This is a genomic window from Paenibacillus zeisoli, assembly GCF_003994465.1.
Classification (GTDB): Bacteria; Bacillota; Bacilli; order Paenibacillales; family Paenibacillaceae; genus Fontibacillus; species Fontibacillus zeisoli.
In genome coordinates this window covers 1-24,534 of the sequence record NZ_RZNX01000001.1, presented here as the reverse complement: position 1 = coordinate 24,534, position 24,534 = coordinate 1, and the positions used below count along the sequence as shown (strand labels likewise).

The following is a 24,534-nucleotide window of genomic DNA, read 5'->3' as shown; positions in this document are numbered from 1 at the left end:
TTTATTTCCCCTCCGACTAAACATTCCAAATTAGACCATTACTAAATCGTCAAATCCTACACTGAAATCCTTCATCTTGTTCTACCTCGACCTGCCCTAACATAGATTAATAGAGATAGAATCTATCTTAGCCAAGGAGATCTTAAATGAATAGCCCTTCTTCTTTTCCCAAATTTACAGCTCTCTTAATTCCATTCTCCTTCTTTGTCGTCAGTGTGATCATAGCCGCTCCTTCGGGTCTCACCCTATTAAATTCGGAAGCTGCTGCTACTTTTAAAAATATTTTCAATGGAATATTTCTTGAAGCCATTCCCTTTGTTCTGGCAGGCGCGCTACTCTCCTCCACACTCCATCTCTTCATTCCTGAGCAAATGATTAGCCGATGGATTCCGAAGAATCCCCTTGCCGCCATCTTGTTGGCGTGCTCAATAGGCATTGTTTTTCCTATCTGCGAATGCGGAATGATTCCACTGGTACGTCGACTTATTCAGAAAGGAATGCCAGTCTATATGGCTATGGTATTCATTCTTGCTGGCCCAATCTTAAATCCAATCGTATTTGGCTCGACCTACACGGCTTTCCGTACACATCCGGAAATCGCCTACGCCAGAATGGGACTCGCCCTGCTCGTGTCCATTTCGATTGGCTTTATTTTATACCTTATTTTAAAGGAGTCACCCCTTAAGCACTCTAGTTCTAAGAAGCACAATGCATCCAGCTACCAACACCAACATGAACATGAACATGAACATGATCATCGTCAACAAAAAAACAGGTTAACCGCTGTGCTTATTCATACGGCCGATGAATTATTTGGGATGGGAAAATATCTTATTCTGGGCTGTCTTTTTACCGCAGGGATACAGACCTTCATCGCCCAAGAAAGCCTGACCGCCATAGGAGGACACCCCCTTGGAGCCTATGCATTCATGATGGGATTTTCCTTTGTGCTGTCCCTATGCTCTACTTCAGATGCCTTTGTAGCATCAACTTTCGTACATGCCTTTTCACCAGGGTCCCTGCTTGCCTTCCTGGTTCTGGGACCGATGCTAGATTTCAAGAATTTTATGATGCTCTTGTCAGCTTTCAGAGTAAAATTTGTACTTTTCTTAATGTTCTTTATTGTCTCCCTGGTATTTGTCTTCTCTTTTCTTGGGGATCTGATCATCCAGCATTTAAATTAAGCAGGAGGTGAACAAGATGAAAGAATCCTTCATTCGCGCTCACTATCTGACACGTTCATTTATTTTGCTAGCCCTTGCCGTATATATTTACCTTCTAGATCGCAGTGACTCCTTACATTATTACATTGCACCCAAGATGGAAATATGGGTAAGTCTTTGTCCCATACCACTCTCGTGCATAGCTCTAAGTTTGCTTATACAGACCGTATTTAGACGGGGACGCAGTTTATGCGCTTGCGACCACCCTCTATCTTCTTCTGTAGTTCGAAACGCTGCAGTCTATGGTATATTCACGGTTCCCTTACTGCTGGGATTTCTGCTTCCTAATCAAGCGCTGGGGAGTGCCGCCGCCTTAAAGAAAGGAATGACACTTAGCGGCCAGTATAGCACCGAACAGACGTTGAAGGAGAAATTCAAGTCCCCGGATATTTACAATGAAGAATTTACTGAACTGGCAAGACTGCTGTATACCGAGCCTGTGATTCAAGTGAATCAGGATATTTACTACGAGACTATTGGAGCCCTTGATTTGTTCAAAAAAGAGTTCGAGGGCAAACCCATCCGCCTAAGCGGGTTCGTGTATTCTGACTCGTCTCTTGATAAGCGTAATGCCTTTGCCTTGGGTCGCTTTCTGGTTCTGTGCTGTACTGCCGATGCTGCTCCCTTTGGCGTATTTATAAAGCCCGAAGAACCCGTGCATTTCCCGAAAGATACCTGGATAGAAATAGATGGCCACATCCATGTTACCCAGAATCAAGGCAAAGAAATCCTTAGTATCAACGCCGCACAAATACGGAAGATCAAACAGCCCAAAACGCCGTATATCTATCCAAGTGATGATTCTGTAGCTAAGCTGACAAAGGAACTCGGCCAGAAATAAGCCGAATTTGTAGACTCCTACTTACCTGAACAAGTTATTCGTCCATTCCCGTAGTGTGCATTTGACATATAGATATGATGTCTACACACTTTATTAACTTAAGGGAAGGTGTCGGAATTGAAGTATGCACTAAAACATAGACACAAATTTTTGAAGCCAAAAATAACATGCCGATATACAAAAAGAATCAAAAAGAAATTAAGAAGAAAACATAAACTTCAAACTAGAATTAATCAGAAAGCATTACAAGCTGCAATACAAAAGCTAAAATCACAGATTCGGGCCGAGCTGGCGGTAATACGCGGGTTTCAGGGTGCCCAGGGGATACAAGGTATAGGTATTCAGGGTCCGCAAGGGATACAAGGTATTCCAGGTTCTAACGGTGAAAGAGGGAGGGATGGATCTGAAGGTCCTCAAGGAGTCCAAGGGCTTCAAGGCCCCCCCGGGCAACTAGGGAGTTCAGGAGCACAAGGACTGGAAGGACCCGAAGGGCTTCAAGGACCTCAAGGACTGCCGGGACCCGAAGGACCCCAAGGACCTCAAGGACTGCCGGGATCGCCGGGACCCGAAGGGCCTCCTGGAGAAGTAGTTATACCAAGAGTTACTGTCTCTCCTGCGGTATACCGTTATTTTTATGCACCCGAAACCGATCTGGATTTAACTGTTTCGGCTACAATTCCAGCCAATTTATTCACGAATGATATGGGAACCTCAGAGACAGATTTTTCTGGCATCGGCCCCGATAGTTTTTACAGTCTATATATCAACGGGATCCTTCAGCCAAGGAACCTGTATGACGTAAGTCTGGCCCATTTATTAATTATGGAGCAAAACTCCACGATTTATGCTGGCACACCAGTTGTATTAGAAACCGTACATTTAAAGGCAAATGTTATAGTCTAGTAATCTTTGATAGTTAGCCCTCGCATCTACTGACCCTTCTGCATTTAATATATTAAGAAGATCATGCAAGTCTCCAAAGATACTACTTGGAAATCCGCATGATCTTCAATAAACAAGGAAGGTGAAGAATATGCCGATCGTAACTGCGTATCAAAACAGCAGAAGGTTCACTTCAACAATTGGTGCCGGAACGGGAACGGGAGCGACTTTCGCCATCGCAGCAACAGCTTTCACTAATGATGCCGGTGTAGCTGCCACTGCATTTCCGGGAACATTTAATTATTACAACCTCTTTGTGAACGGCTTGATGCAAACGGCTGATGCTTCTTCAGTTACAACAACGACGATAACCATCCCTGGTGGCGATGCTTTAGATCCCGGGACTCCAATTGTTATTCAGTTTATCGTCTCTTAATCCAATTTAGTTAACAGGTAAGCTTTTTTCTTCAGAACCGTCTCTATTTTATATAGGGCGGTCTTTTTAATACAGACCAAACTTACATCCAGTCCAAAAAAATTACATTAAGAAAGTGCCGATAACAAGAGATACTCCAATCACAATCCCACGTAGCAGCTGCGCCACCGCCATGTTTCCCTTTGCAATCTCATCTCCAAGCTTCGTCTTGGGTGTTACCAGATCGAACACGATATATACAATACATAAAGCGGCAATCCCAACCGCTGACCAGATCAACATGGAAATCCATGAATGACTGCTGAAGGAGACCATGGAAACAATAATACAAAGACCCAGCATTTTGCTGCCCATATACATTCCAGCGGCTTCATTACCTCTGGCTATTTCCTGATTATCTTTGAACTTGGTCAATAGGCTGAAGATTCCGTAGCCTGCAAGCAGAATTACAAATAGTATCAAAATTCCGATACCGATATCAAGCAAATCCCAACTAAACTCCTTCACGGGTGTACCGCCTCCTGGTTATGTAATCAATTTATTTATGTGGAATCATGGCCGCTGGACAATAATAAGCCAAGTCCCCGGTTACTTTTCCTCCAATACGTGAAAGTACGCCTGCAGATTGTCCGTTAAATACATACACTCCTGTTAGGAGATATCCTTGATATTCGCCAAGCTCAGTCGGAACCGCTGCTTGTGACATGGGATAGAGCCGCTGATAGATCTTGGGCATAGACCCATAGTATTCAGCTTCCTCCGGATCTGTCTCCTCTGAAAGCTTAGATTCTTCGTCAGTAGACAGCATGCTGTCTTCCTGTCTCAGGGGATCGAACAAATCCGTTCCTTTACCTTCACGTCCCCAATACCCTTTAGCGGCGTAAGGCTCATCCTTTAGCAAGAAAGGCTCATTAGTGAAATAAGTAGGCAGCAAATACTTGGAGATCGTCTGAATATCTTCTGAATCAAACAACTTGAAGCCGAGGTACTCCTGCGTCAGCTCATTTCTTTCATAAAGTGACCAGATAGTCGCCATAAAGCCCTTACTTTGCGTAATGATATTTTGCGGGGGATTGATCATCCCAATCTTGCCTTCGGCCGCCAGCTTCATAAGTTCTTCCCCTACAGGGAATCCGCTTATCTCTTCCCGGTCATGGATTAAGAATTCAAGGGGGTAGAGCCGATACAAAATTGTAATTCTCTCACTGCCATGATACAAGCCGACTCCTGGAACAATCCGCAGCTCCTCAAGAGGCACATAATTCACTCGAATTCCTGCCTTTTCACATCTGCGCATCAGATATTTCGTATTCGTGCTGTCTTCCAGAATCTCGCCGGCACATGTGAAAGTCACTTGGTTACCTAGTCCTTTTGCCGAATAATGAGCAACAATATCCTTGAAAGTCTGGGTCAAGGTCTCATCCATATTAGAGGAAGGGCCTATGGCATACATATACCTGCTAAGAAGCTCTCTCTCCAAAAATGCTGCCTCAGGGATGCCCGTTGGAGTCTCGGTATTATTCTCTATACATTTCATGCCCTGTTCCCCAATGATCCAGTCCTGGCGTTCAATCCCGCTCCACGGAAAGTGAATACGGGCGGCAGGGATCATTGCAGGTTCCAGCCCAAGCTGCTTAATCAAGTAACTGTCAGGTAAATACTGTTGTGTGAAGCGAAGAACCTTCTCATAAATTCGGTGCACATCCTCAGAAGCGGTCCTAAGCTCCTCGATCTCACGTTCCTCATACAAGACGAATGAAGGAAGGCAGTATTGCTTTCCATACATCCGGAAGTACGGGATTTCCTTGGCAATCTCCCCGTCAAACACTTCATCGTAGATAACCTTTGGCGTATAAATCCTTCTCATGCTGACTATCCTCCAAAAGAAGAGTGCGAGCTCCCGCTTCCAAAGCCGCTGTGACTGCTGCCATCACTTGTACTGCCTGAGCTGCGCGATGACCCTCCATAATACCCTCCGCCACCATAGTAGTAATGTCCGCTGCTGGAGTCATATTCGCAGCCCGTATCGTAATCCGGATCACATTCATCCTGCTGGCCACAGCCCGAAAGGGCCGCCGGTACAGTCAGGAGAAGGGCAAATGCCATCAATTTGGTCTTGGAGACCAAGCGACCCGTCTTCTTCAATTCTGGTTGTATGGGTTGATGCTCCCGCTGCATTACAAGTCCACCTCTTCCTTTAGATACAAAACAACCTTGTTCCGGTCCATATCCAGCACAGAATAGACAATTTCATAAGTAGTGTCATTCTTCACTAAATAGTGATCCAGAAGCATTCTTGCGATCTCCATTGTGATCAAGGAGGGATAGCCATGATCCTCCTGCGGATTGAATTCATGTCCGTTCCAATACACAAATTCGGGAGCAAGCAGTGAGGTCATTTTCACCTGTTCCAGTGCTCTTCGGGCTACTGCATGCCCATAATTCTCCAGAGAATTCTCGCTGAACGAGCTTACATACACGTAATGAAGCTCGTTATCTTCAGTCTCATTGGAGATATGTGCCCACAATTTGTTATGAATTAATGTGGCGTCCACCAGCTTGTGAACGAATATCTCATCTGTAGATGCATCCAAGGAATGTACGGTACGAACGACTTTCCGGCTTTCTTCAGACCATTCTTGATATTTCAATGTGAATAAGATGGCTATCACATTCCTCTCTAGTTCTGTAGTGTAATATGCTGAAGCAGCTGCTCCCACCCTTTGTTATCTCCGCGCCAATCAGAACCTTTGTTTAGCACAGCAGTGATAATACCGTGTCTGGATTCTGGACAAATCTCTGGAGCTGCATCTTCACGCGTATTTACAATAAGCAGCGTAAAGGGACGGCGTGTTAAATCAGATAAAGTATGCTGCAGCTGCAAGGCCTCCTCCGAAGACGAATTAAGGCGGACAAACAAAATCCGATCCATGGTGGTTGCTGCTTGCAAGAATCTCTCCTGTCTGCGAATCTGTCTTTCGTGAAATTCCGGATAAGCGTCCGCCCATCGCTCCTCTGGGAGTTCGACCGGGAAATCATGATAGGAGTAAATTCCATACTTCTCGTCCTTAATGCAGTAACAAGTCTTAAATTGTCCTACGAGCTTAAGTTGATCAAGTTTCATAAAGTCTTCAAAACGGTTCTCTAATACAGCAATAAGGCCAGAATGATAACTAGAAATGAACCAGTCAAAAGGACCGGCATAGCTCCGTAGACCCAGCCTTCTCAGCTGATAGGCAGTCTGACAATTTGCTCCCAGGCTGAATACTGCATTATAAGTGCCTTTTAAAGATGATTCTATCAATCTAACCCCTCCATATGCTTGCTAATGTAAATTCTTTCTCTCACAATATGCAAGCATTGGCTCATTGGAACAGGCCCCTTTATCATACGTAACACCCGGCTGCGCCGCTGCCGGGTGTTATCAGGATACCTTAACCTTATCTTATTTCCATCCCATGGTCCGGAGGATTAGACTCGTTGTTGTCTTTTTTCTTCTTTCTCTTACCGCGAATCAGATTCCATAAGAATCCAATACCGGCCACAATAATAATCCATCCTTTCTTGAGCAGGACCAGAAGTAAGGCAAGGAGGCCAGTCTTCTTGGCAACAAATATACCTGCTCCACCCAGAACCAGCCCGGTAAGACCATACTCGGCCGTCTTATCCGTAGATTCAACATAATCTTCGTAACGCTTGCCAGGTTTCATGGTTAGTGTAGGAAGGATTTGACTTTCCACTAAGGACTTGGCTCCAGACAGCACACTTGGGTCACAAGCTAGTATGGCTGAAATGTACCCTTCACGGGTGAGCAGTCGAATTTCATGATTGACCAAAGGTTCATTCTTTGGGGTATGCATAAGAAGGGACCAGGTCAAGCTATGTAAGTTTTCATCATAATGCGGCGGAGTCTCCCACTTATCAACGAATAACTGATTTTCGGGACTCTTCTTCTTGTTCGCTTCCTCAGTCCCATCCTTGTAGCTTTGAAGAAGACTATCTGCATCAATTTCATCCTTCTCATCATCTGCTACATGTCCAGGCTCCTCGTAATCGAAATACAGGACCCAGCTTTCATCATCCGGGATGATCGAGCCAATCTCCCTGCCTGTTATCAGATCTCCAATTTGAGTAACAAATTTTTGCGTGTTCTCTTTATCCAAGAAATTAAAGCCTTGATTCAACTTCAGTTCTGCCAGATTGCTCCCAAGATCTATCTTCTGGCCTGTTCCTGCGGTGTAATCAAAATTGGGTGCGGTTCCTGCTTCTTCTGCACTAACATGATACGGTAGACTTAAACCAATGAGCATGATGACTGCAGTTATGGCTGCTCCCATCCTTTGTGTAACCCCTCTTCTTCCCTTCAACACTGCACCTTACCTTTCATAAATAATGCAAACTTAGGATAACAAAGGATAGCATATACCAATATTAACCTATTCGACAACGGATAAATCACATTTTTCCCGGAAATTTGATCAAATAGGCCTACTTAAAAATCACTTTCCAAGGATGAGCATAGCCCTCACATCCCAACATTTTTTAAAATCAGAGTCCTATTTCTAACAAAAAAACCACTCTTTGTTAGAGTGGTTCGCCTTAGTTGATGTATTTTTAACTAGGACCATTTAAGGACTAGGTCCATTAAAGAACTCTTCTCATCGAGAAAATCACACCATGCCAGTACCCCGAATCCAGCGGGCTGATCTGTACACCAGGCCCCCCCCACGTATGAATGAACTTTCCATCCCCGATATATATTCCCACGTGACCCGGGATATGATCATCTTTAAATCGGCCAGGAACTGTAAAGAAGATTAGATCCCCGGCTTTAAGATCGCTGCGCCCAACGGCGGTACCTTCCTTGGCCTGCGAACTGGCTAATCTGGGCAAATCCACATTGAAATGCCTAAAAACATATTGAGTGAAAGACGAACAGTCGAAAGTTCTCGATTTCGTGTACTCATCCGCACCGAACTCGTAATTAACACCTAGAAATCTCTTCGCATAGGCAACCAGCTGCTGAGTATCCACAGCGCTTAAGGTAGTAATTCTGTCAGACCGATGTTCCAAAGCCTTAGCAGGCTCCTGAACAGGCGGCAGCTTGGAGATTTCCAGCCTCCCGGTCTGGTTATTCCAAACGGTTGCTGTCCCAAGCAGCGAGGAAAGATCAGAGAGGCTTACACAAAGCTGGCCCTCCCTGCGAACGGGTCTATCTTTTAAAGTAACCTTTTTACCGTGGGTAATTGCCGTGCTTTGATTGGTATGCACCTCATAAACCGGATCGCTAAATCCAATTAAGGCAGTGTCTCCAAGCTCTTTATAATTCAGTCCCAGGGTACTTGCTGCTTCGCGTAAAGGAATCCAGGTCATCCCACCTGCATCTCTATACATATTCTTCTTTATGATGGAAGCCTTGGAATTTTGTAAAGCTTGTGATTTTAGATCTGCTGAGTTCGGTCTGTTTGAACTGCAGGATGTGCCCAGGATAACTAGAGTTCCAATGATGAGCCACTTCGGTACTATCCTATTGTGATGACTGGTCATGGTTGATGAAATCTCCATTCTTTCATAGAAGTTATTAGAAGTATGTGGAGAGATCATGATTTTATGTATGTGAAACAAAAAAGCCTTATTTCTAAGGCTTTTACACAGGTAAAGTCCGGGATTGGATTAGATCTGAACCCCCGGCTGATTACGTATCCACGCCATGGCTACAGTGCCCTCGCCTGCAAGTATGCCTACTACAGGAATGAAGGTCATAATCTCTGTTCGTAGTCCCGGATCAAGACTCGTCAGTTCACGTTCGAGTTCCTTGGCTTCTGCCAAATTGTTAACATGCATGATGCAGACTTCTTTCATTTTCCCAATATCTTCTCTCAGGTGCTCAATCATGCGCTGCTTCGTTTTCTTAAAAGTTCTGATCTTGTCCTCCACCAGAACTTTTCCCTTCTCGAACTTTAACAATAGATGAATCTTGAGAAGCTGGCTTACAAGCAGCTGGGTTCCCGACACTCGCCCGCTTCGATGCAGTCTTTGCAAACTTGCTGGTATCACGTAAAATGCAAGGTTCTGAGCCATTTGCTCAATGCCTTCTTTAATCTCCTGAACTGACTTCCCCTGTTCATGCCACTTAATTCCGTTTAAGATCATTTCTCTAAGCGGGAATGCCCCGGCTTGGGAATCAATTGCCGTTACTTCAACTTCTGCCATCTCTGCCGCCTGCAGCGAAGTGTTCATAGTTCCGCTTAGCTCTGAAGAACAGTGGATTACGATAATCTCATCATATTGATCTTTAAGGAATTCATACAGCTCGACAAATTCTCCAATCGGTGGCTGTGAGCTTCCAGCTTTCTCATGATCTCTTAACTTCTCATAAAATTGTTCAGCTGTGATATCTACGGTTTCCTTATAACAAGTGTCACCTATCATCAGCCGGATGGGAACAATATATATATGATTCTCCTTGGCATAAATGGGATCTAGGGTGCAGGTACTATCGGTTACCCATGCAACGGATTTTTTCAAAAATTCATAACCTCTCTTCTATGATATTTATACTCACTTTTTAGACTATACGACATATATTAAATCAAAATACAAAGCAATACGACATATTGATTCCAAAGGCCTATGAATTCGGGTAGAAAATGTGACGAAATATTAATTATACACTTCATTCGACTTAAGAATTTCGACCGAGTTGGATTAAGGGGTAGGAGAACAGAATCATATTGATTATAACTGAAAGGTGGGCAAATAACTCAAAAAATAACACTTAGGCAGGATTTACTACATCTTAAGGAGAGAGCTATCATGAAATTAAAATTTATCCGCCCTATGTATTTGCTCATTGCCGCCATGCTCATGACCTTCACATTGGGAGGTACCCCATTGACACCAGTTAATGCAGCTACAACTACCCAGAAAGCATCGTGGTTATGGGATACATCCCTAATCAAACAATCTGGCTCTACCGTTTTAACTTTTTATAAGAATCAAGGTGTAAACGTTATCTATTTACAGATCAATCGCAAGCTTAATGTCTCGTATTACAAGAACTTTATTCGACAAGCTACCGCTCAAGGAATTGAAGTGCATGCACTGGATGGGAACTCTACCTGGGCACTCACATCTCAGCGTACTCAGTTGACTACAGTGCTTAAATGGATAGAGAACTACCAGGCTACAGCCGCTACTAATGAGAAGTTCAAAGGTATTCATTTCGACATTGAGCCATATCTGCTGCCGGACTGGAGTACGAACCAGAAATCTATTGTGTCCCAGTGGCAAAGCAATGTCCTTTATATGGTCCAAAGAGCGAATGAAATCAAGCTTCCGATTGCTGCAGATCTTCCCTTCTGGCTGCATACTATTAAAGTCCCTGATGGAACTGCAACTCTCAGCAGCTGGATGCTCAAGCAGTATAACTCAGTAACTCTTATGTCCTACCGTGATACAAGTGACGGTATTTTCAATGTTGCTAAAGTCATCCTCCAAGAAGGTGTTGACCTGGGCAAGAAAGTATTCACAGGCGTTGAGACCAACAACACCTCGGAAGGTGATATAATCTCCTTCTACGAGGAAGGTGCCAACTATATGAACCAGGAGCTAAATAACCTTGTTACGCTCACTTCCAGTTATACTTCGTTCGCCGGGGTTGCAGTTCATGACTATTTAGGCTGGAAGACATTAGTTGAGAGCTCTGTGAATTAATCGTTTTGACTATAATAATATAAGGCTGAGGAACCGAGATCTTTCCAAGTGAAAGACTCGGTTTTTTTTTGGCTTAAAAGGACGATATACGGAGATTGTTGTTGATAGAAGATCGCTCTATGATAGCGGTACACATCTTCTATACCCCTAACTGAATATCAAAAAAAAGGAGGCGGCTTTAAATGCTGCAGGCCAGACCGACGTTTAGGAAGTTGCAGTCAGTCCCCCAGCTCACGAAACTTGTTGTCGTCCTTTCCCTCATCTTTTCCCTTCTCCCAATATACTTGCCTAATCTTCCTAAGACCTATGCGGAATCAGCAATCACAATTGATTCACCTACTAATGGTTCCACTCCCTCTGACACTGTTGTCCGAATCACCGGCCACTATTCCGAAGTCTACAACATCAGTCTGGTAATTAACGGAACACGCAAAGAAGATGTTCACATGGAGGATGATGCCTCCGGAACCGAGTCAGGTACCTGGTATTATGATTTGGACACCTCAGTCTACGACGGTGCAATTGAGATTGCCGCCGGAGGCCAGCGACCAGATACACGCTATGGAATTTCCACCCCCTTCGTTGTATTCAATGTCGACCATCCTGAAGCAAGCAAACCTGTTGTTGAAATTGTAAGCCCTGAAGACGGGAGTACGATAACCGGCATTCAATTGATCAAGGTGAAAGCAACCGGTCGCAACCCTCTCAGTTCCGTACAAATCAGAATAAATGGGGGAAGCTGGAAAAACACGATTTTAAAAGGCAATCTTTATGAATACGCTTACAGTCCTGTTCTGCAGGGAGACCAGACTTTAAGCATTGAAGCTAAAGCTACAGATGACCACAACAATATGGGCAAAAGCTCAACCAAATACGTCTATACTGGTAAGGGTATACACGAGCCGGTAATCGTAGAGAAGCAGGATCGAGCCATGTGGCTTTGGGAAAAGGCTGCCTATAATTTAATCCTGAATCCCGGTTCCAAATCCGCGCTTGAACAGTTTACCAGCGACACAAGTACTTTTAATTCCGGCGCAGTCACCACAATTTATATGGGCGTATTCCCCCATGAAGGTGTGGATATGCTGGAGGATAAGCGAAAAGAAGTCCGTAAGTTTTTGAAATGGGCTCATGAGCACGGACTCAAAATTCAAGCCTGCATCGCAGGCGGAACCATCCCGCCTTATTATGGCAGCTACAAGAGATATAACAAATACGCTATCAATGAGATCGAAAGAGTGATTAACTTCAATCTATCTTCCCAACCAGGTGAGCGTTTCGACGGAGTAAATGTCGATGTGGAGCCTTATATCCTTGGAGAATTTGGTTCCTCCAAGCCCCAGCTCCAAATCGATTATCTTGATTTGCTTCAAACCATGATGGATCGCAGAAACCTTTCGGGTCTGAATCTCCCTGTTGGTCCTGCTATTCCTAGATGGTATGACACGTCAAATGCGGCTAACGATATCACCTGGCATGGGCAGACCAAGTGGATGTCCCAGCACGTCCAAGATATTACAGATTATATTTCCATCATGGATTATACCGATAGCAGCAAAGGCATTATTGATGGGGCCCAAGGTGAGATTGATTACGCCAACTCAATTAATAAGCCCAACTCAGTTATCGTCGGAGTAGAAACACTAGACATCGCGAACAGCGGTGATCCGGAGTCCATCACCTTCCGAGAAGAAGGAAGAACCTACATGGAGAGCCAGTTGGCCGCAGTATATCAGAAATTTAATGGTAGTCCGGCATTTGGCGGTATAGCTATGCATCACTATGATTCCATTAGATGGCTTCCTTCCGAATGGGGACCTAATGCGGTATTGTGGAAACCGCAAATTGCAGATACTACCCCGCCAACTCCTATTAATAAAGCGCCTGAAGCCGTTACTTTTGATTATCAGACCATTAAGCTGACCTACGGGCGGGCTATAGATAATTCGGATATTGAGGAATATCGCGTTTATAGAAGCACCTCGCCAAATTTCACGCCTAGCGCATCCAATTATGCCGGTAAATCCTACAACCTAGATTATACAGATGAAGGACTTCTTCCAGAAACGACTTATTACTACAGAGTGGCAGCAGTCGATATTAGTGGCAATGTTGGGCCATATAGCAGTATCACCTCTGCAACTACAGGTAATACACATTTGAAGCCGATGGTAATTGGTTCTATGAAAGTAACGCTGACTTCAGGCAAGATTAGAGCTACGCTTAAGGTGAAAGATTTGAACACGAATGAAGAATTAGCAGCTCTTGTCTATGGGCGGTTCACTTATATGGCGGGTAAGTATGTAAGCCTTCGACTGGTCCCGGGTACGACCGTATCCGCTGACTCAGAGACGGTTCCTACTGCCTCGGGTCAGGCTGGATTCGCTCCGCAGCGCATTATAGCTCCAGGCTATTACTGGGCATCTGCTTACGATACACCGCATACCGCTACCTTAGTCTGGCCGCAACAACTGCAGTCAGTAACATCGGATGAACCAAGCAATGCTCCCGAACCCCAGCTGGATCAAGAACCAGCAGCAAATCCGGACACACAACCGCAAGTACCCGAACCTGCTCCAGACCCTTCTAACCCTGACGATTCTCAATGAAAAGCCAACAGGACCCGGAAGTTTCTTCCGGGTCCTGTTCTTACTCGATTTGCGCAGCTTCTTTATCGATAATCTCAATCATTAAATACCTGTTCTTCTTCCTTTTACGAACCGTGTAACGATAGTCGCCGTGTACCAAGCTCTCACCTACTGCTAACTCACTGTTCTGGGCGAACAGCCAGCCTCCTATAGTATCCCATTCACCAGAGTCAAGCTCGCTCGTGAGATGACTGCTTACTTCCGTTACGGATACTTTGCCGTTAACGGTCAAGTGCCCAGGCGACCAGACTTTTACATCTTCCTCTTCTTCTGTATCGAACTCGTCCCTGATCTCTCCGACAATCTGCTCTAGAATGTCTTCGATGGTTACAAGGCCTGATGTCCCGCCATATTCATCGATTAGAATAGCCATATTGGTCCCATCTTTCTGAAGACGCTTCAAGAGGGTATTCACATGGATGAATTCAGGCACAGCCATTACCGGCTGTATCAAGGTCGATACATCAAGATCGGGATTGTCTTCATAAGCAAGGAAGAACTGCTTCGTGTTAATAATACCAATTACATTGTCCTTACTCTCCTGAACGACAGGAAACCTGGTGTACTGCTGCTCCTTGATAATCTCCAGGTTCTCCTGCCTTGTCTTTCCTGTATATAAACAGATCATGTCTGTCCTTGGAACCATAATATCTTTAGCCATCAGATTATCAAAGGCGAAAATCCGGTTCACATAACCGAATTCGGCTTGATTGATCTTACCGCTCTCCAGACTTTCACTAAGAATAATCCGAAGCTCCTCTTCAGAGTGTGCTTCTTCATGTTCCGAGGCCGGCTTCACTCCAAATAATCGCACAAGCTGATTGGCAGATCCATTAAGGGCCCAAATGAACGGATACATAATTTTGCTGAACCAAATAATAGGTCTTGCCGTAATCAGAGCAATTGACTCTGCTTTCCGGATAGCGAGGGTTTTGGGTGCCAATTCGCCGACGACTACATGAAGGTAAGTGATTAGAGCAAATGCAATAATTACAGACACTACACCGCCCAAAGCTTCTGGAATGTTAAGACTGTTGAATAAAGGATGCATGATGGCTTCCATGGTGGGTTCTCCAAGCCAGCCTAGTCCAAGCGCCGTGATGGTTATGCCGAGCTGGCAAGCCGATAAATAACCATCCAGATTGTCGAGCACCTTCTTCACTGCCGTAGCATTCTTCCGCCCTTCAGCAATTAACTGATCCACTCTGCTGCTCCGTAATCGAACGACAGCAAATTCCACCGCCACAAAGAAAGCTGTTAAAAAAATCAATAACGCAATTAATACCAAATTCAAGCCATACCTGTCACTTTCCACAAACATCTTCTCCTTAATTTGACTGTGTAAAAAACTATATCTGAATATATACGAAGGAGAACCTAGCTTGGTTTCATATTATTACTGTGGGTTTAACCTAGTGGCTTTAACTTCACTATCAGCGCTGCCAATAACGAGGTAACCCTCTTCGGACGAGTTAACCACGATACCGCTATTTACATTCTCGGTAGTACGCTCGATTACTTTAGTCCACAGCACCATACCGGAGTTATTCAGCCGCTGAACAAATTCTTTGGATATGGTCCCATGCCAATCCTCATTTGCTTTCCCTGTGATAATATATCCTCCACCTGTAGCAAGCTGAACATCATTAGCATAACTTCGATCAAGGGTGCTTTCAAGAGGATGACTCCACATAAGACTTCCTTGCGCATCCGTTTTTAGAATATATCCGGTCGTTAAATTTCGGATACTGTTCACAGGATTCGGGTGATTGAAGAACCCGGTAATCACATACCCACCATCCTTATCTTGAACAAGAGCTGTATTCCACAAATTGTCACTAACCGCTGAAGGTACCAGGGATTTTTCCCATTCCAGCTTGTTGGTGCTTGTGAATTTGGCCATTGAAATCTTACTGACACCACTGCCTGCATAGGATTCCTCGCCGAGTAGAACAAAGCCGCCATCCTCCGTATGTCTAACCAGAGTCACCGAATCTTCTGTAGGCTTACTCTGGGTTTTCTGCCAGATCACTGTCCCGCTGCCCGACAGCTTGAGCAGAATCGGATCCCAGCCTTGTCCCTGGGCGCCCGGCGTAGTCCCTGCAACGATATAGCTGCCATCCGCTAGTTGATCCACTGACACAAGATAAGTGCTAGGCAAAGAGAGAGTATACGCCCATTCCTTTACCCCTTGCTCATTTACCTTGAGAATTTCGTTTCCTCCAACGGCAATATAACCGCCTTCTTGACTGTGATGAAAGGAAACCAGATACGCAATATTATACTTTGGAAAAGATACCTTCTCCTTCTTAATGCCTCCAGCGTTAATGGAGTTCACTGTTATCTTGTCATTTTGAAGAGAGGCCGCGAGGATTTCATGCTCGTCATGCTCAAAAACCGATTCCAGAGGAAGCTCAACATCCTTATCCCATACAATACGGGGAGCCTCCCTAGTTAGACTGCCTGCCGAAACGGAGGACCCGACTGAGAGCGTAAGGGCTAGTGCGATAACCGGATAGATCACAATCCGAAACCTTTTACCTGCGGATGTTCTACTGTTCATTATTATTACTCCTCCTTCAGTTAATATGTCTATCCATCTCATTATGTTTCGCCACTTCCTTCGAGAACAAGCGGACAAAGACTTACTTCAGGAAAAATATGCCTCACTTTCAGATTACTATTGGCCTAGGTCAGAAATAATAAGGCTCCCCAAAATAGCAAATTACCATTTTAGGGAGCCTATGTGTTAATTATTTGTTGGATGCTTCATTTGCTGTATTCTGTTCTCCGTCAAGCCAACTGCGAATCATGGACAGAAGCTGAGCGCTATTTACCGGCTTTGTAATGTAGTCCGAGGCTCCCGCCTCTATACACTCTTCCCGATCTCCCTTCATGGCTTTTGCCGTAAGGGCAATAATCGGAAGATCCTTGAATTCTTCCTTCTTGCGAATGGCTCTTGTGGTCTCATAGCCGTCCATGACCGGCATCATGATATCCATCAGGACAATCTCGATATCCGGAGTTTCCTCCAGGATCCGTATAGCCTCCTGACCGTTCTCCGCAGGAATGACCTTCATATTATGCCGTTCCAGAATAGTCATTAGCGCAAATATATTCCGAACATCATCATCAACAACAAGTACCTTCTTGTACTTGATCATTTCGTCTGACTGATGCAGCTTAACTAGCTTCTCCCTTGTACCCGTCGGAAGATCTTCCGTTCGGCGGTGAAGGAACAGGCTGGTCTCATCCATGACCTGATTCGAGGTCTTCACCTCTTTGATTACAGCTGTCTTAATAAGTTCTTCCAATTCGTTCTCTTCTTCAATCATCCATTTCTTGCTGCGATGAAGAACAATCGGAACATGCTTGTTCTGTAGGTTTTTGTACATTTCCCGAATTAAAGCGAGAGCGCCCATATCGGCCAAGTCATTATCGATCAGTACACAGTCAAATTCTTTGGTCTTGAGTTGATTCAACGCTTTTCTCGAAGTATCGACGGCCGTAATCTTCAGATCTTTGCTGTTAATCATCTCCACGAATTCCTTGCGCCGTTGTTCTTCGTGGACAACCACTAGAAGCGTATGAATCTTTTTATCAGCAAAAGCATTGAGCTTATCGAGCGTGCTGTCCAGCTCTTCGTTCGTAACCGGTTTGCACAGATAATCATGAACGCCCTTCTGCTTAAGCTCAAATTCGTCTTCCTCAACGGTGATCACACACACTGGAATATGCCGGACATCCATATCATTCTTGAGGTGTTCAATTACAAGCCATCCGTCCGTATCCTTGAGACGCAAATCCAAAGTGATAGCAACAGGCATATATTTGCGTGCGAGCTCGAGCGCATTTGAGCCTTTCGTTGTAATTACCGCCTTGATTCCTTTACGGTGAAGGGAATCCAGCAGAATTTCATTGAACTTGAGATCATCTTCAATAATCAGGAAGACTCGATCGTGCGGGCCAATGTTATCCCGGTCGTCCGTTACTTCACTTCGCGAGCTGAAGCGGTGCACCTCTGGTGGAGCAACATCAATGACCTCAGGAATGTACTTCGGTATATTGTCTGATTCCGGAGCATCTGAATCAACCGGAAGATATAGATTGAAGATACTTCCCTTATTCAGCACGCTGTACAGTGTAATTTCCCCGCCAAGCATTGCCGCAATTTCACGTGAAATCGCGAGACCCAGTCCGGTTCCACCATATTCACGGTTCGTACTCCCGTCAGCTTGCTGGAAGGCTTCGAAGATAATATTTTGCTTGTCGTCAGCAATCCCGATTCCGGTATCACTCACCGAGAAGCACAGTACCATCTTGGCTTCATTTAACGTCTCATTATCTTCGCTCCACCCATCCAGCGCCTTGCGCAGGTGAAGTGAAATTTGACCTCGCTCGGTAAACTTGAAGGCGTTCGACAATAGATTCTTGAGAATTTGCTGTAGTCTCTTTTGATCCGTAACAATTTTACCCGGCACATCTGAATCGGTTTTCAGCGTGAATTCGAGCTCCTTACTGCCAATCAATGGGCGGAAAGCACGGTTAAGTCCTTCAATCAGATCGCCAAGGGATACTTCACTTAGATCGGCTGAAGCTGTCCCGGATTCAATTTTGGACAAGTCAAGAATATCATTAATCAGGTTCAGAAGATCAAGCCCGGAGTCCTGAATCGTCTTCGCATATTTCACCTGATTATCAGAGAGATTCTCATCCGGATTCTCGGCAAGCTGCTCGGCAAGCAGCAGAAGCGAGTTCAGCGGCGTGCGAAGCTCATGCGACATATTGGCCAGGAACTCGGATTTGTAACGAGAAGTGAGTGCCAGCTGCTCCGCCTTCTCTTCCAGGAAGCGCTTCGCGACCTCGACTTCATTATTCTTGCTCTCCACCTCTGCCTTCTGGATGACCAGAAGCTTGGCTTTGTCTTCCAGCTCCTCATTCGTATTCTGAAGCTCCATTTGCTGCTTTTGCAGTTCTTCTGTGAGAGATTGTGACTGCATAAGCAACTCTTCCGTACGCTGATTCGCCTGCATGGTATTGATTACGATTCCGATAGACTCGGTTAATTGATCCAGGAAGGCAAGGTCAATTTCGTTGAACTGGCGGAATGAAGCAAGCTCAAGTACAGCCAGGACCTGATCTTCAAAAATAATCGGCAGAAGCACAATATTCAATGGCGTGGCCTCTCCAAGCCCTGAGGAAATCATGACATAATCGCCCGGGACATTGGTCAGCAGAATCCGCTGTTTCTCAATCAGACATTGTCCTACTAAGCCCTGACCAGCACGGAATTCGTTAGACAGATGCTTGCGCTGCTGGTAAGCATAACTTGCGAACAGCTCAAGCACAGGTTCACCATTCACCGGTTCATTAATATAGAATACTCCATGCTGCATGGAGACCAGAGGTGCAAGTTCGGACAGGATCATCCGACTGACCGCATATAGATCACGCTGACCTTGAAGGAGACGGGAGAACTTCGCCAGATTGGTCTTCAGCCAATCCTGCTCCGTATTAATCCGTGTAGTCTCTTTCAGGTTACGAATCATCTCGTTCACATTATCTTTAAGTGCAGCAACTTCACCAGCCGCGGCCACATCAATGGTACGGGATAGATCCCCTTTGGTTACGGCAGTTGCTACGTTCGTAATCGCACGAACCTGGGTCGTAAGCGTACTCGCCATATAGTTAACGTTGTCGGTAAGATCACGCCAGGTACCGGCTGCGCCCGGCACACTTGCCTGTCCGCCCAGCTTACCCTCAGCTCCTACCTCTCTTGCCACAGTGGTAACCTGATCGGCAAATGTAGCCAGCGTATCGATCATATTATTAATCGTGTCGGTCAATTCAGCAATTTCGCCTTTGGCCTCCACAGTTAGCTTCTGCTTCAAATTCCCGTTCGCAACTGCTGTAACGACTTTGGCGATCCCACGTACCTGATCGGTCAAATTCGTCGCCATGATATTAACGTTATCGGTCAGATCCTTCCAGATCCCGCCTACGCCACGAACTTGAGCCTGACCGCCCAGCTTACCATCTGTACCCACCTCGGAAGCCACACGGGTTACCTCGGAGGCAAATGAGTTCAACTGGTCCACCATCGTATTGATCGTGTTCTTAAGCTCCAGAAGCTCACCTTTTACATCTACAGTAATCTTTTTGGAAAGATCACCATTCGCCACGGCCGTTGTTACACCGGCAATATTACGCATCTGAATGGTCAAGTTGCTCGCCATGTAGTTAACCGTATCGGTGAGGTCTTTCCAGGTTCCGGATACATCCTTCACTTCCGCCTGAGCGCCCAGCTTCCCTTCGGTCCCTACTTCACGGGCTACACGGGTTACCTCCGAGGCAAAATTACTGAGCTGATCCACCATCGTGTTCATGGTGTTCTTAAGCTCTAGAATTTCTCCCTTAACATCAACCGTGATCTTCTTAGAAAGATCCCCTTTGGCGACTGCGGTAGTCACATCCGCAATGTTACGCACCTGATCGGTCAGATTGCGGGCCATGCTGTTAACCCCTTCAGTCAAGTCCTTCCAGGTTCCACCTACACCCTTAACCTGAGCCTGTCCGCCTAGCTTCCCTTCCGTACCTACCTCGTTGGCTACGCGTGTTACCTCGGAAGCAAAGGTTGAGAGTTGATCCACCATCGTGTTAATCGTAATTTTGAGCTCAAGAATCTCTCCTTGAACGTCGGCTGTAATTTTCTTAGACAAATCCCCGTTCGCAACCGCTGTAGTAACAACCGCGATGTTACGCACCTGATTCGTCAGATTGCTCGCCATATAGTTAACGCTCTCTGTAAGATCACGCCACGTTCCAGCTACACCTTTTACCTGAGCCTGGCCTCCCAGCATGCCGAGTGTTCCTACCTCACGGGCCACACGGGTTACCTCGGATGCAAATGTGCTCAGCTGGTCCACCATCGTATTGATGGTGTTCTTAAGCTCTAGGATCTCGCCCTTGGCATTGACGGTAATATGCTTGGACAGATCTCCCTTCGCAACGGCTGTCGTTACTTCCGCGATATTACGCACCTGATCCGTGAGTGTACCCGCCATGAAATTAACGCTGTCCGTTAAGTCCTTCCAGGTTCCCGAGACATCCTTAACATCTGCTTGGCCGCCCAGCTTACCCTCTGTCGATACCTCTCTGGCAACACGGGTAACCTCGGAAGCAAAGTTGCTCAGCTGATCCACCATGATGTTGATCGTGCTCTTCAGCTGAAGGATTTCACCTTTGGCATCAACCGTAATTTTTTTGGACAAATTACCTTGGGCAACCGCAGTTGTTACCTCAGCGATGTTACGGACCTGGTTCGTCAGATTGCTCGCCATGTAGTTAACGCTTTCCGTCAAATCACGCCATGTTCCCGCAACCCCGCTAACCTCGGCCTGACCGCCGAGTATCCCCTCGGTGCCTACTTCACGAGCCATACGGGTTACTTCAGATGCAAAGGTAGAAAGCTGGTCCACCATCGTATTAATCGTTATTTTGAGCTCCAGAATTTCTCCTTGAACATCCGCTGTAATTTTCTTCGATAAATCCCCGTTCGCCACCGCTGTCGTTACTACAGCGATGTTACGAACCTGATCGGTTAGATTTGACGCCATATCATTAACACTTTCAGTAAGATCTCGCCATGTTCCTGAGACATCTTTAACGTTCGCCTGGCCGCCCAGCTTCCCTTCGGTTCCTACCTCACGGGCCATACGGGTAACCTCAGAGGCAAAAGTACTCAGCTGATCCACCATCGTATTAATCGTATTCTTAAGCTCCAGAATCTCGCCCTTGGCGTTAACGGTAATCTGTTTCGACAGATCCCCTTTCGCAACGGCCGTGGTCACAGCTGCGATATTACGCACCTGATCCGTCAAATTCGTCGCCATGTTATTCACGCTGTCAGTGAGGTCTTTCCAAGTACCGGATACCCCTTTCACATCCGCTTGTCCACCAAGGATACCCTCTGTACCTACTTCGCGGGCAACACGGGTTACCTCAGAGGCGAACGTGCTTAGCTGGGTCACCATCATATTGATGTTGGTAGCTGTACGCTGGAATTCACCTGTGAGCGGTCTGCCCTCAAATTCAAGATCCACTTTCTGGGAAAGATCCCCCTGTGCAACGGCATTGATAACACGCACCATTTCACTCGTTGGTTGTATTAGATCAGCGACTAGACCATTGATCGATTCAGATACAATTTCCCACTGGCCGCCTGTATTCTTATGCGAGAACCGCCGTGTTGACTTACCTTCCTTACCCACTACCTTGGCTACAGTCTGAACCTCTGTGACGAGGCTTTCCTGCATATCCATAATTTCATTGAATGTATCTGCCACTTTGCCGGCGATGCCTGTGTGATCATAAGGCATTCGGTATGAGAAATCTCCCTTTTTTAAAGCCATCAAAGCATTTAACAACTCTCCGGTATTCACCTGGTCATGGGATGATTGTTTGGGTTCTTCATGTTCTGACATGATCCAATTTCCTCTCCGACATTTTTTTTGTTTTTCTCGAAAAATTAATATGTAGACATGGTCTTTCATATTTTACTATGAAGTAGGATGCGCTGTCATTGTTTGAATTTGCTACTCCCGGAGTTGATGGAGAGTTTCAGCTCTAAAGTCAACAACAAAAGTCACAATGTGGCACTTTTCGCTATTTTTCTACACAGTCTTTCAACCAGGAATTTTAGCATCGCAAAAGAAAAACCGAGCAACTCTGATCCAGAGTGCCCGATTTATTAAGCGAACGGTCCTAATTTAATCCTGCAGCTCAAGCCCCTTTGTTTCCTTACCCAGGAACAACACGGCTGCAGCTCCCACAATAATGGTCACAAAGAAGAAGGCAAAAATACTGTCAATACCGACTCCACCGCCGATCCAGCTGCCTACTAGCAGCGGCCCGATAACTCCACCAATACGGCCTATCGAGGTAGCTAGTCCTACACCAGTAGAGCGGATCCGGGTTGGATAGAGTTCAGGGCTATAGGCGTATAATCCACCCCAAGCACCAAGATTGAAGAAAGACAGACAGATACCAGCCGCTATAAGCATACCCTCCGACGTAGAGTAGCCGAACCAGATCGCACTTAGTGCAGTTAAGACTAAATAACCTACAAGGACAAATTTTCGTCCGAATTTCTCGATGAAATAAGCTGCAGTGAAATAACCCGGAAGCTGAGCTACTGTCATGATCAATACGTATTCAAAACTTTTGACTAAGCTGAAACCCTTCAGCATCATCACATTGGGCAGCCATAGGAACATGCCATAGTAAGACAGCACTACCGTGAACCACAGTATCCACAGCATGATCGTAGATCTACGGTTACCGGCCGACCACACCAGCTTCAATTTCTCGCTTAATCCGAGTCTTCTTTCGGACTTCATCTTCTCAAAACGTGGCGAATCGTCAATTGCCCGACGAAGATAAATAGCATAAAGAGCAGGTAAAGCTCCGATTACAAAAGCAGCCTGCCAGCCGTAGTGAGGTATCACAAAATAGGAAATCAGCGCAGAAAGTATCCATCCCGCAGCCCAGAAACTTTCGAGCAATACTACCGCCCTTCCCCTCTCTTGAACCGGCATCGTTTCAGAGACCAATGTGGAAGCAACTGGTAGTTCACCGCCCAAACCTACTCCGGATACAAATCTAAGCACACATAGCATTGTGAAACTTACGGCAAGTGCAGACAGTCCACTGGCTGCCGAGAAAATAAGAAGCGTCCACAGCAGGATATTCTTCCGTCCATATCGATCAGCAAAATAGCCGGCCAGAGCAGCCCCTAGCACCATGCCGATTGAATTCACACTTCCAAGAAGCCCAACTTGTCCAGGTGACAAGTCCCATTCCACTTTCAATGCTGCGATAATGAAGGACAGAATTCCAACATCCATTGCATCGAACATCCAGCTGAGTCCCGCACTGAACAGCAGCTTCCGATGTTTGGGATTTCGCATAACACTGAGATTATTCATAGTATATGTACTCCCTCCGCCGACTCCTGCTCACCGGCTTATCGTTTGTGTCTATATTCTACCCCACTTGTTATTCAACATCTACATACATGTGAAAAAAGTCTCTTATTCATGCTCAGGTAAGACTATTTTTCTGAAACAAGTAATATAGCACAATCTAAAACACTTCCATTCGCATTTAATATATTAACCGCAACTGAGGAGGTGACTTTCAAATGGCTAAACGTCCAGTTCGAACTATACGTAATGCAAAGGCAAGGAAGCTTGATGCATCTAAATACAGCAAACTTTTGAAGCCTACACAACGACTGCGCCGATTAACGATCGTATGGACCAATTCTTCCGGAACTCCCTATAATACATCTGGGTTTTTCGCTACCGTTAGCACTACCTCCGGCAGATTGATCCAGACTGCCAGATTTGACAGCTACGGTGTTGTTGTCTTTTCCCGGGTCCACACACCTACCTCTCGTAATCTTATCGTTCGCACGTACTCCAGCAGCGGCTTACTTTATACTGTAACCACTGTACCTGAAGATAATGCTGCCTATGTAGTTATTTCCTAACACTTATTCTCAGTCAAACTTATTGATCTAAAGGAACCTCTCACAACAAAGGAGTGAATTACAATGGCAAAACGTCCTACTCGTGCTTTCCGAGGTCAGGGCCGGAAACTTGATGTTTCCAAGTACAGTAAACTATTGAAACCTACACAACGGCTGCGCCGATTAACGATCGTATGGACCAATTCTTCCGGAACTCCCTATAACACATCCGGATTTTTCGCTACCGTTAGCACTAC

The 24,534-nt window shown here is 45.6% G+C and carries 19 protein-coding genes; 7 read left to right on the top strand and 12 right to left on the bottom strand.

Annotated elements, in window-relative coordinates; translation table 11 throughout:
• Positions 1 to 215 precede the first annotated feature (215 nt).
• The 4 genes from EJP77_RS00095 (at position 216) to EJP77_RS00080 (ending at position 3,382) form a co-directional block, all read left to right on the top strand.
• Complete coding sequence (locus EJP77_RS00095; protein WP_246021571.1) at positions 216 to 1,184, top strand: permease; 969 nt, start codon at positions 216 to 218, stop codon at positions 1,182 to 1,184.
• Positions 1,185 to 1,200: 16 nt separating this feature from the next.
• Positions 1,201 to 2,064 (top strand): TIGR03943 family putative permease subunit, encoded by an 864-nt coding sequence (locus EJP77_RS00090; protein WP_127197170.1) that lies wholly within the window; start codon positions 1,201 to 1,203, stop codon positions 2,062 to 2,064.
• A 117-nt stretch (positions 2,065 to 2,181) separates the two neighbouring features.
• Positions 2,182 to 2,967 carry a DUF4183 domain-containing protein gene (locus EJP77_RS00085; protein ID WP_127197169.1) on the top strand — a complete coding sequence of 262 codons (786 nt, stop codon included), beginning with the start codon at positions 2,182 to 2,184 and terminating at the stop codon, positions 2,965 to 2,967.
• Between the two features lie 130 nt (positions 2,968 to 3,097).
• The gene (locus tag EJP77_RS00080; RefSeq protein ID WP_127197168.1) at positions 3,098 to 3,382 is read left to right on the top strand and encodes a DUF4183 domain-containing protein; all 285 of its coding nucleotides are present in this window, start codon (positions 3,098 to 3,100) and stop codon (positions 3,380 to 3,382) included.
• Between the two features lie 102 nt (positions 3,383 to 3,484).
• Here the strand turns inward: EJP77_RS00080 and EJP77_RS00075 are convergent, their stop codons facing one another.
• The 8 genes from EJP77_RS00075 to EJP77_RS00040 all read right to left on the bottom strand — a co-directional run bounded on the left by EJP77_RS00075 (position 3,485) and on the right by EJP77_RS00040 (position 9,910).
• Positions 3,485 to 3,889 carry a DUF350 domain-containing protein gene (locus tag EJP77_RS00075; RefSeq protein WP_127197167.1) on the bottom strand — a complete coding sequence of 135 codons (405 nt, stop codon included), beginning with the start codon at positions 3,887 to 3,889 and terminating at the stop codon, positions 3,485 to 3,487.
• Between the two features lie 31 nt (positions 3,890 to 3,920).
• Positions 3,921 to 5,249: a glutathionylspermidine synthase family protein gene (locus EJP77_RS00070; protein WP_127197166.1), complete on the bottom strand. Its 1,329-nt coding sequence runs from the start codon at positions 5,247 to 5,249 to the stop codon at positions 3,921 to 3,923.
• A 5-nt stretch (positions 5,250 to 5,254) separates the two neighbouring features.
• Entirely contained in the window at positions 5,255 to 5,560 is a 306-nt protein-coding gene (locus tag EJP77_RS00065) for a hypothetical protein (RefSeq protein ID WP_127197165.1), read from the bottom strand.
• Entirely contained in the window at positions 5,560 to 6,054 is a 495-nt protein-coding gene (locus EJP77_RS20800) for a hypothetical protein (RefSeq protein ID WP_246021569.1), read from the bottom strand. Before EJP77_RS20800 ends, EJP77_RS00065 begins: the two co-directional genes overlap by 1 nt.
• Before the next feature lie 8 nt (positions 6,055 to 6,062).
• Positions 6,063 to 6,686, bottom strand: a complete 624-nt coding sequence (locus EJP77_RS00055) for a DUF1796 family putative cysteine peptidase (RefSeq protein ID WP_127197164.1) — start codon at positions 6,684 to 6,686, stop codon at positions 6,063 to 6,065.
• Between the two features lie 136 nt (positions 6,687 to 6,822).
• Positions 6,823 to 7,719, bottom strand: a complete 897-nt coding sequence (locus tag EJP77_RS00050; RefSeq protein WP_127197163.1) for a DUF2167 domain-containing protein — start codon at positions 7,717 to 7,719, stop codon at positions 6,823 to 6,825.
• A gap of 307 nt (positions 7,720 to 8,026) precedes the next feature.
• A complete protein-coding gene (locus EJP77_RS00045) occupies positions 8,027 to 8,776 on the bottom strand; it encodes a C40 family peptidase (RefSeq protein WP_221885988.1) in 750 nt (249 codons plus the stop codon).
• A gap of 279 nt (positions 8,777 to 9,055) precedes the next feature.
• Entirely contained in the window at positions 9,056 to 9,910 is an 855-nt protein-coding gene (locus EJP77_RS00040; protein ID WP_127197161.1) for a DegV family protein, read from the bottom strand.
• 288 nt (positions 9,911 to 10,198) lie between these two features.
• On the opposite strand from EJP77_RS00040, the gene EJP77_RS00035 reads away from it, so the two are divergent.
• Entirely contained in the window at positions 10,199 to 11,098 is a 900-nt protein-coding gene (locus EJP77_RS00035; RefSeq protein ID WP_246021567.1) for a hypothetical protein, read from the top strand.
• Positions 11,099 to 11,280: 182 nt separating this feature from the next.
• Complete coding sequence (locus EJP77_RS00030) at positions 11,281 to 13,707, top strand: Ig-like domain-containing protein (RefSeq protein WP_127197160.1); 2,427 nt, start codon at positions 11,281 to 11,283, stop codon at positions 13,705 to 13,707.
• 40 nt (positions 13,708 to 13,747) lie between these two features.
• Here the strand turns inward: EJP77_RS00030 and EJP77_RS00025 are convergent, their stop codons facing one another.
• The 4 genes from EJP77_RS00025 to EJP77_RS00010 all read right to left on the bottom strand — a co-directional run bounded on the left by EJP77_RS00025 (position 13,748) and on the right by EJP77_RS00010 (position 23,732).
• Positions 13,748 to 15,061 carry a hemolysin family protein gene (locus EJP77_RS00025; protein ID WP_127197159.1) on the bottom strand — a complete coding sequence of 438 codons (1,314 nt, stop codon included), beginning with the start codon at positions 15,059 to 15,061 and terminating at the stop codon, positions 13,748 to 13,750.
• Between the two features lie 81 nt (positions 15,062 to 15,142).
• The gene (locus EJP77_RS00020; protein ID WP_127197158.1) at positions 15,143 to 16,309 is read right to left on the bottom strand and encodes a PQQ-binding-like beta-propeller repeat protein; all 1,167 of its coding nucleotides are present in this window, start codon (positions 16,307 to 16,309) and stop codon (positions 15,143 to 15,145) included.
• A gap of 190 nt (positions 16,310 to 16,499) precedes the next feature.
• Positions 16,500 to 22,229 carry a HAMP domain-containing protein gene (locus EJP77_RS00015; RefSeq protein WP_127197157.1) on the bottom strand — a complete coding sequence of 1,910 codons (5,730 nt, stop codon included), beginning with the start codon at positions 22,227 to 22,229 and terminating at the stop codon, positions 16,500 to 16,502.
• A 285-nt stretch (positions 22,230 to 22,514) separates the two neighbouring features.
• A complete protein-coding gene (locus EJP77_RS00010) occupies positions 22,515 to 23,732 on the bottom strand; it encodes an MFS transporter (protein ID WP_127197156.1) in 1,218 nt (405 codons plus the stop codon).
• Between the two features lie 215 nt (positions 23,733 to 23,947).
• On the opposite strand from EJP77_RS00010, the gene EJP77_RS00005 reads away from it, so the two are divergent.
• The gene (locus tag EJP77_RS00005) at positions 23,948 to 24,298 is read left to right on the top strand and encodes a hypothetical protein (RefSeq protein ID WP_127197155.1); all 351 of its coding nucleotides are present in this window, start codon (positions 23,948 to 23,950) and stop codon (positions 24,296 to 24,298) included.
• Positions 24,299 to 24,534 lie beyond the last annotated feature (236 nt).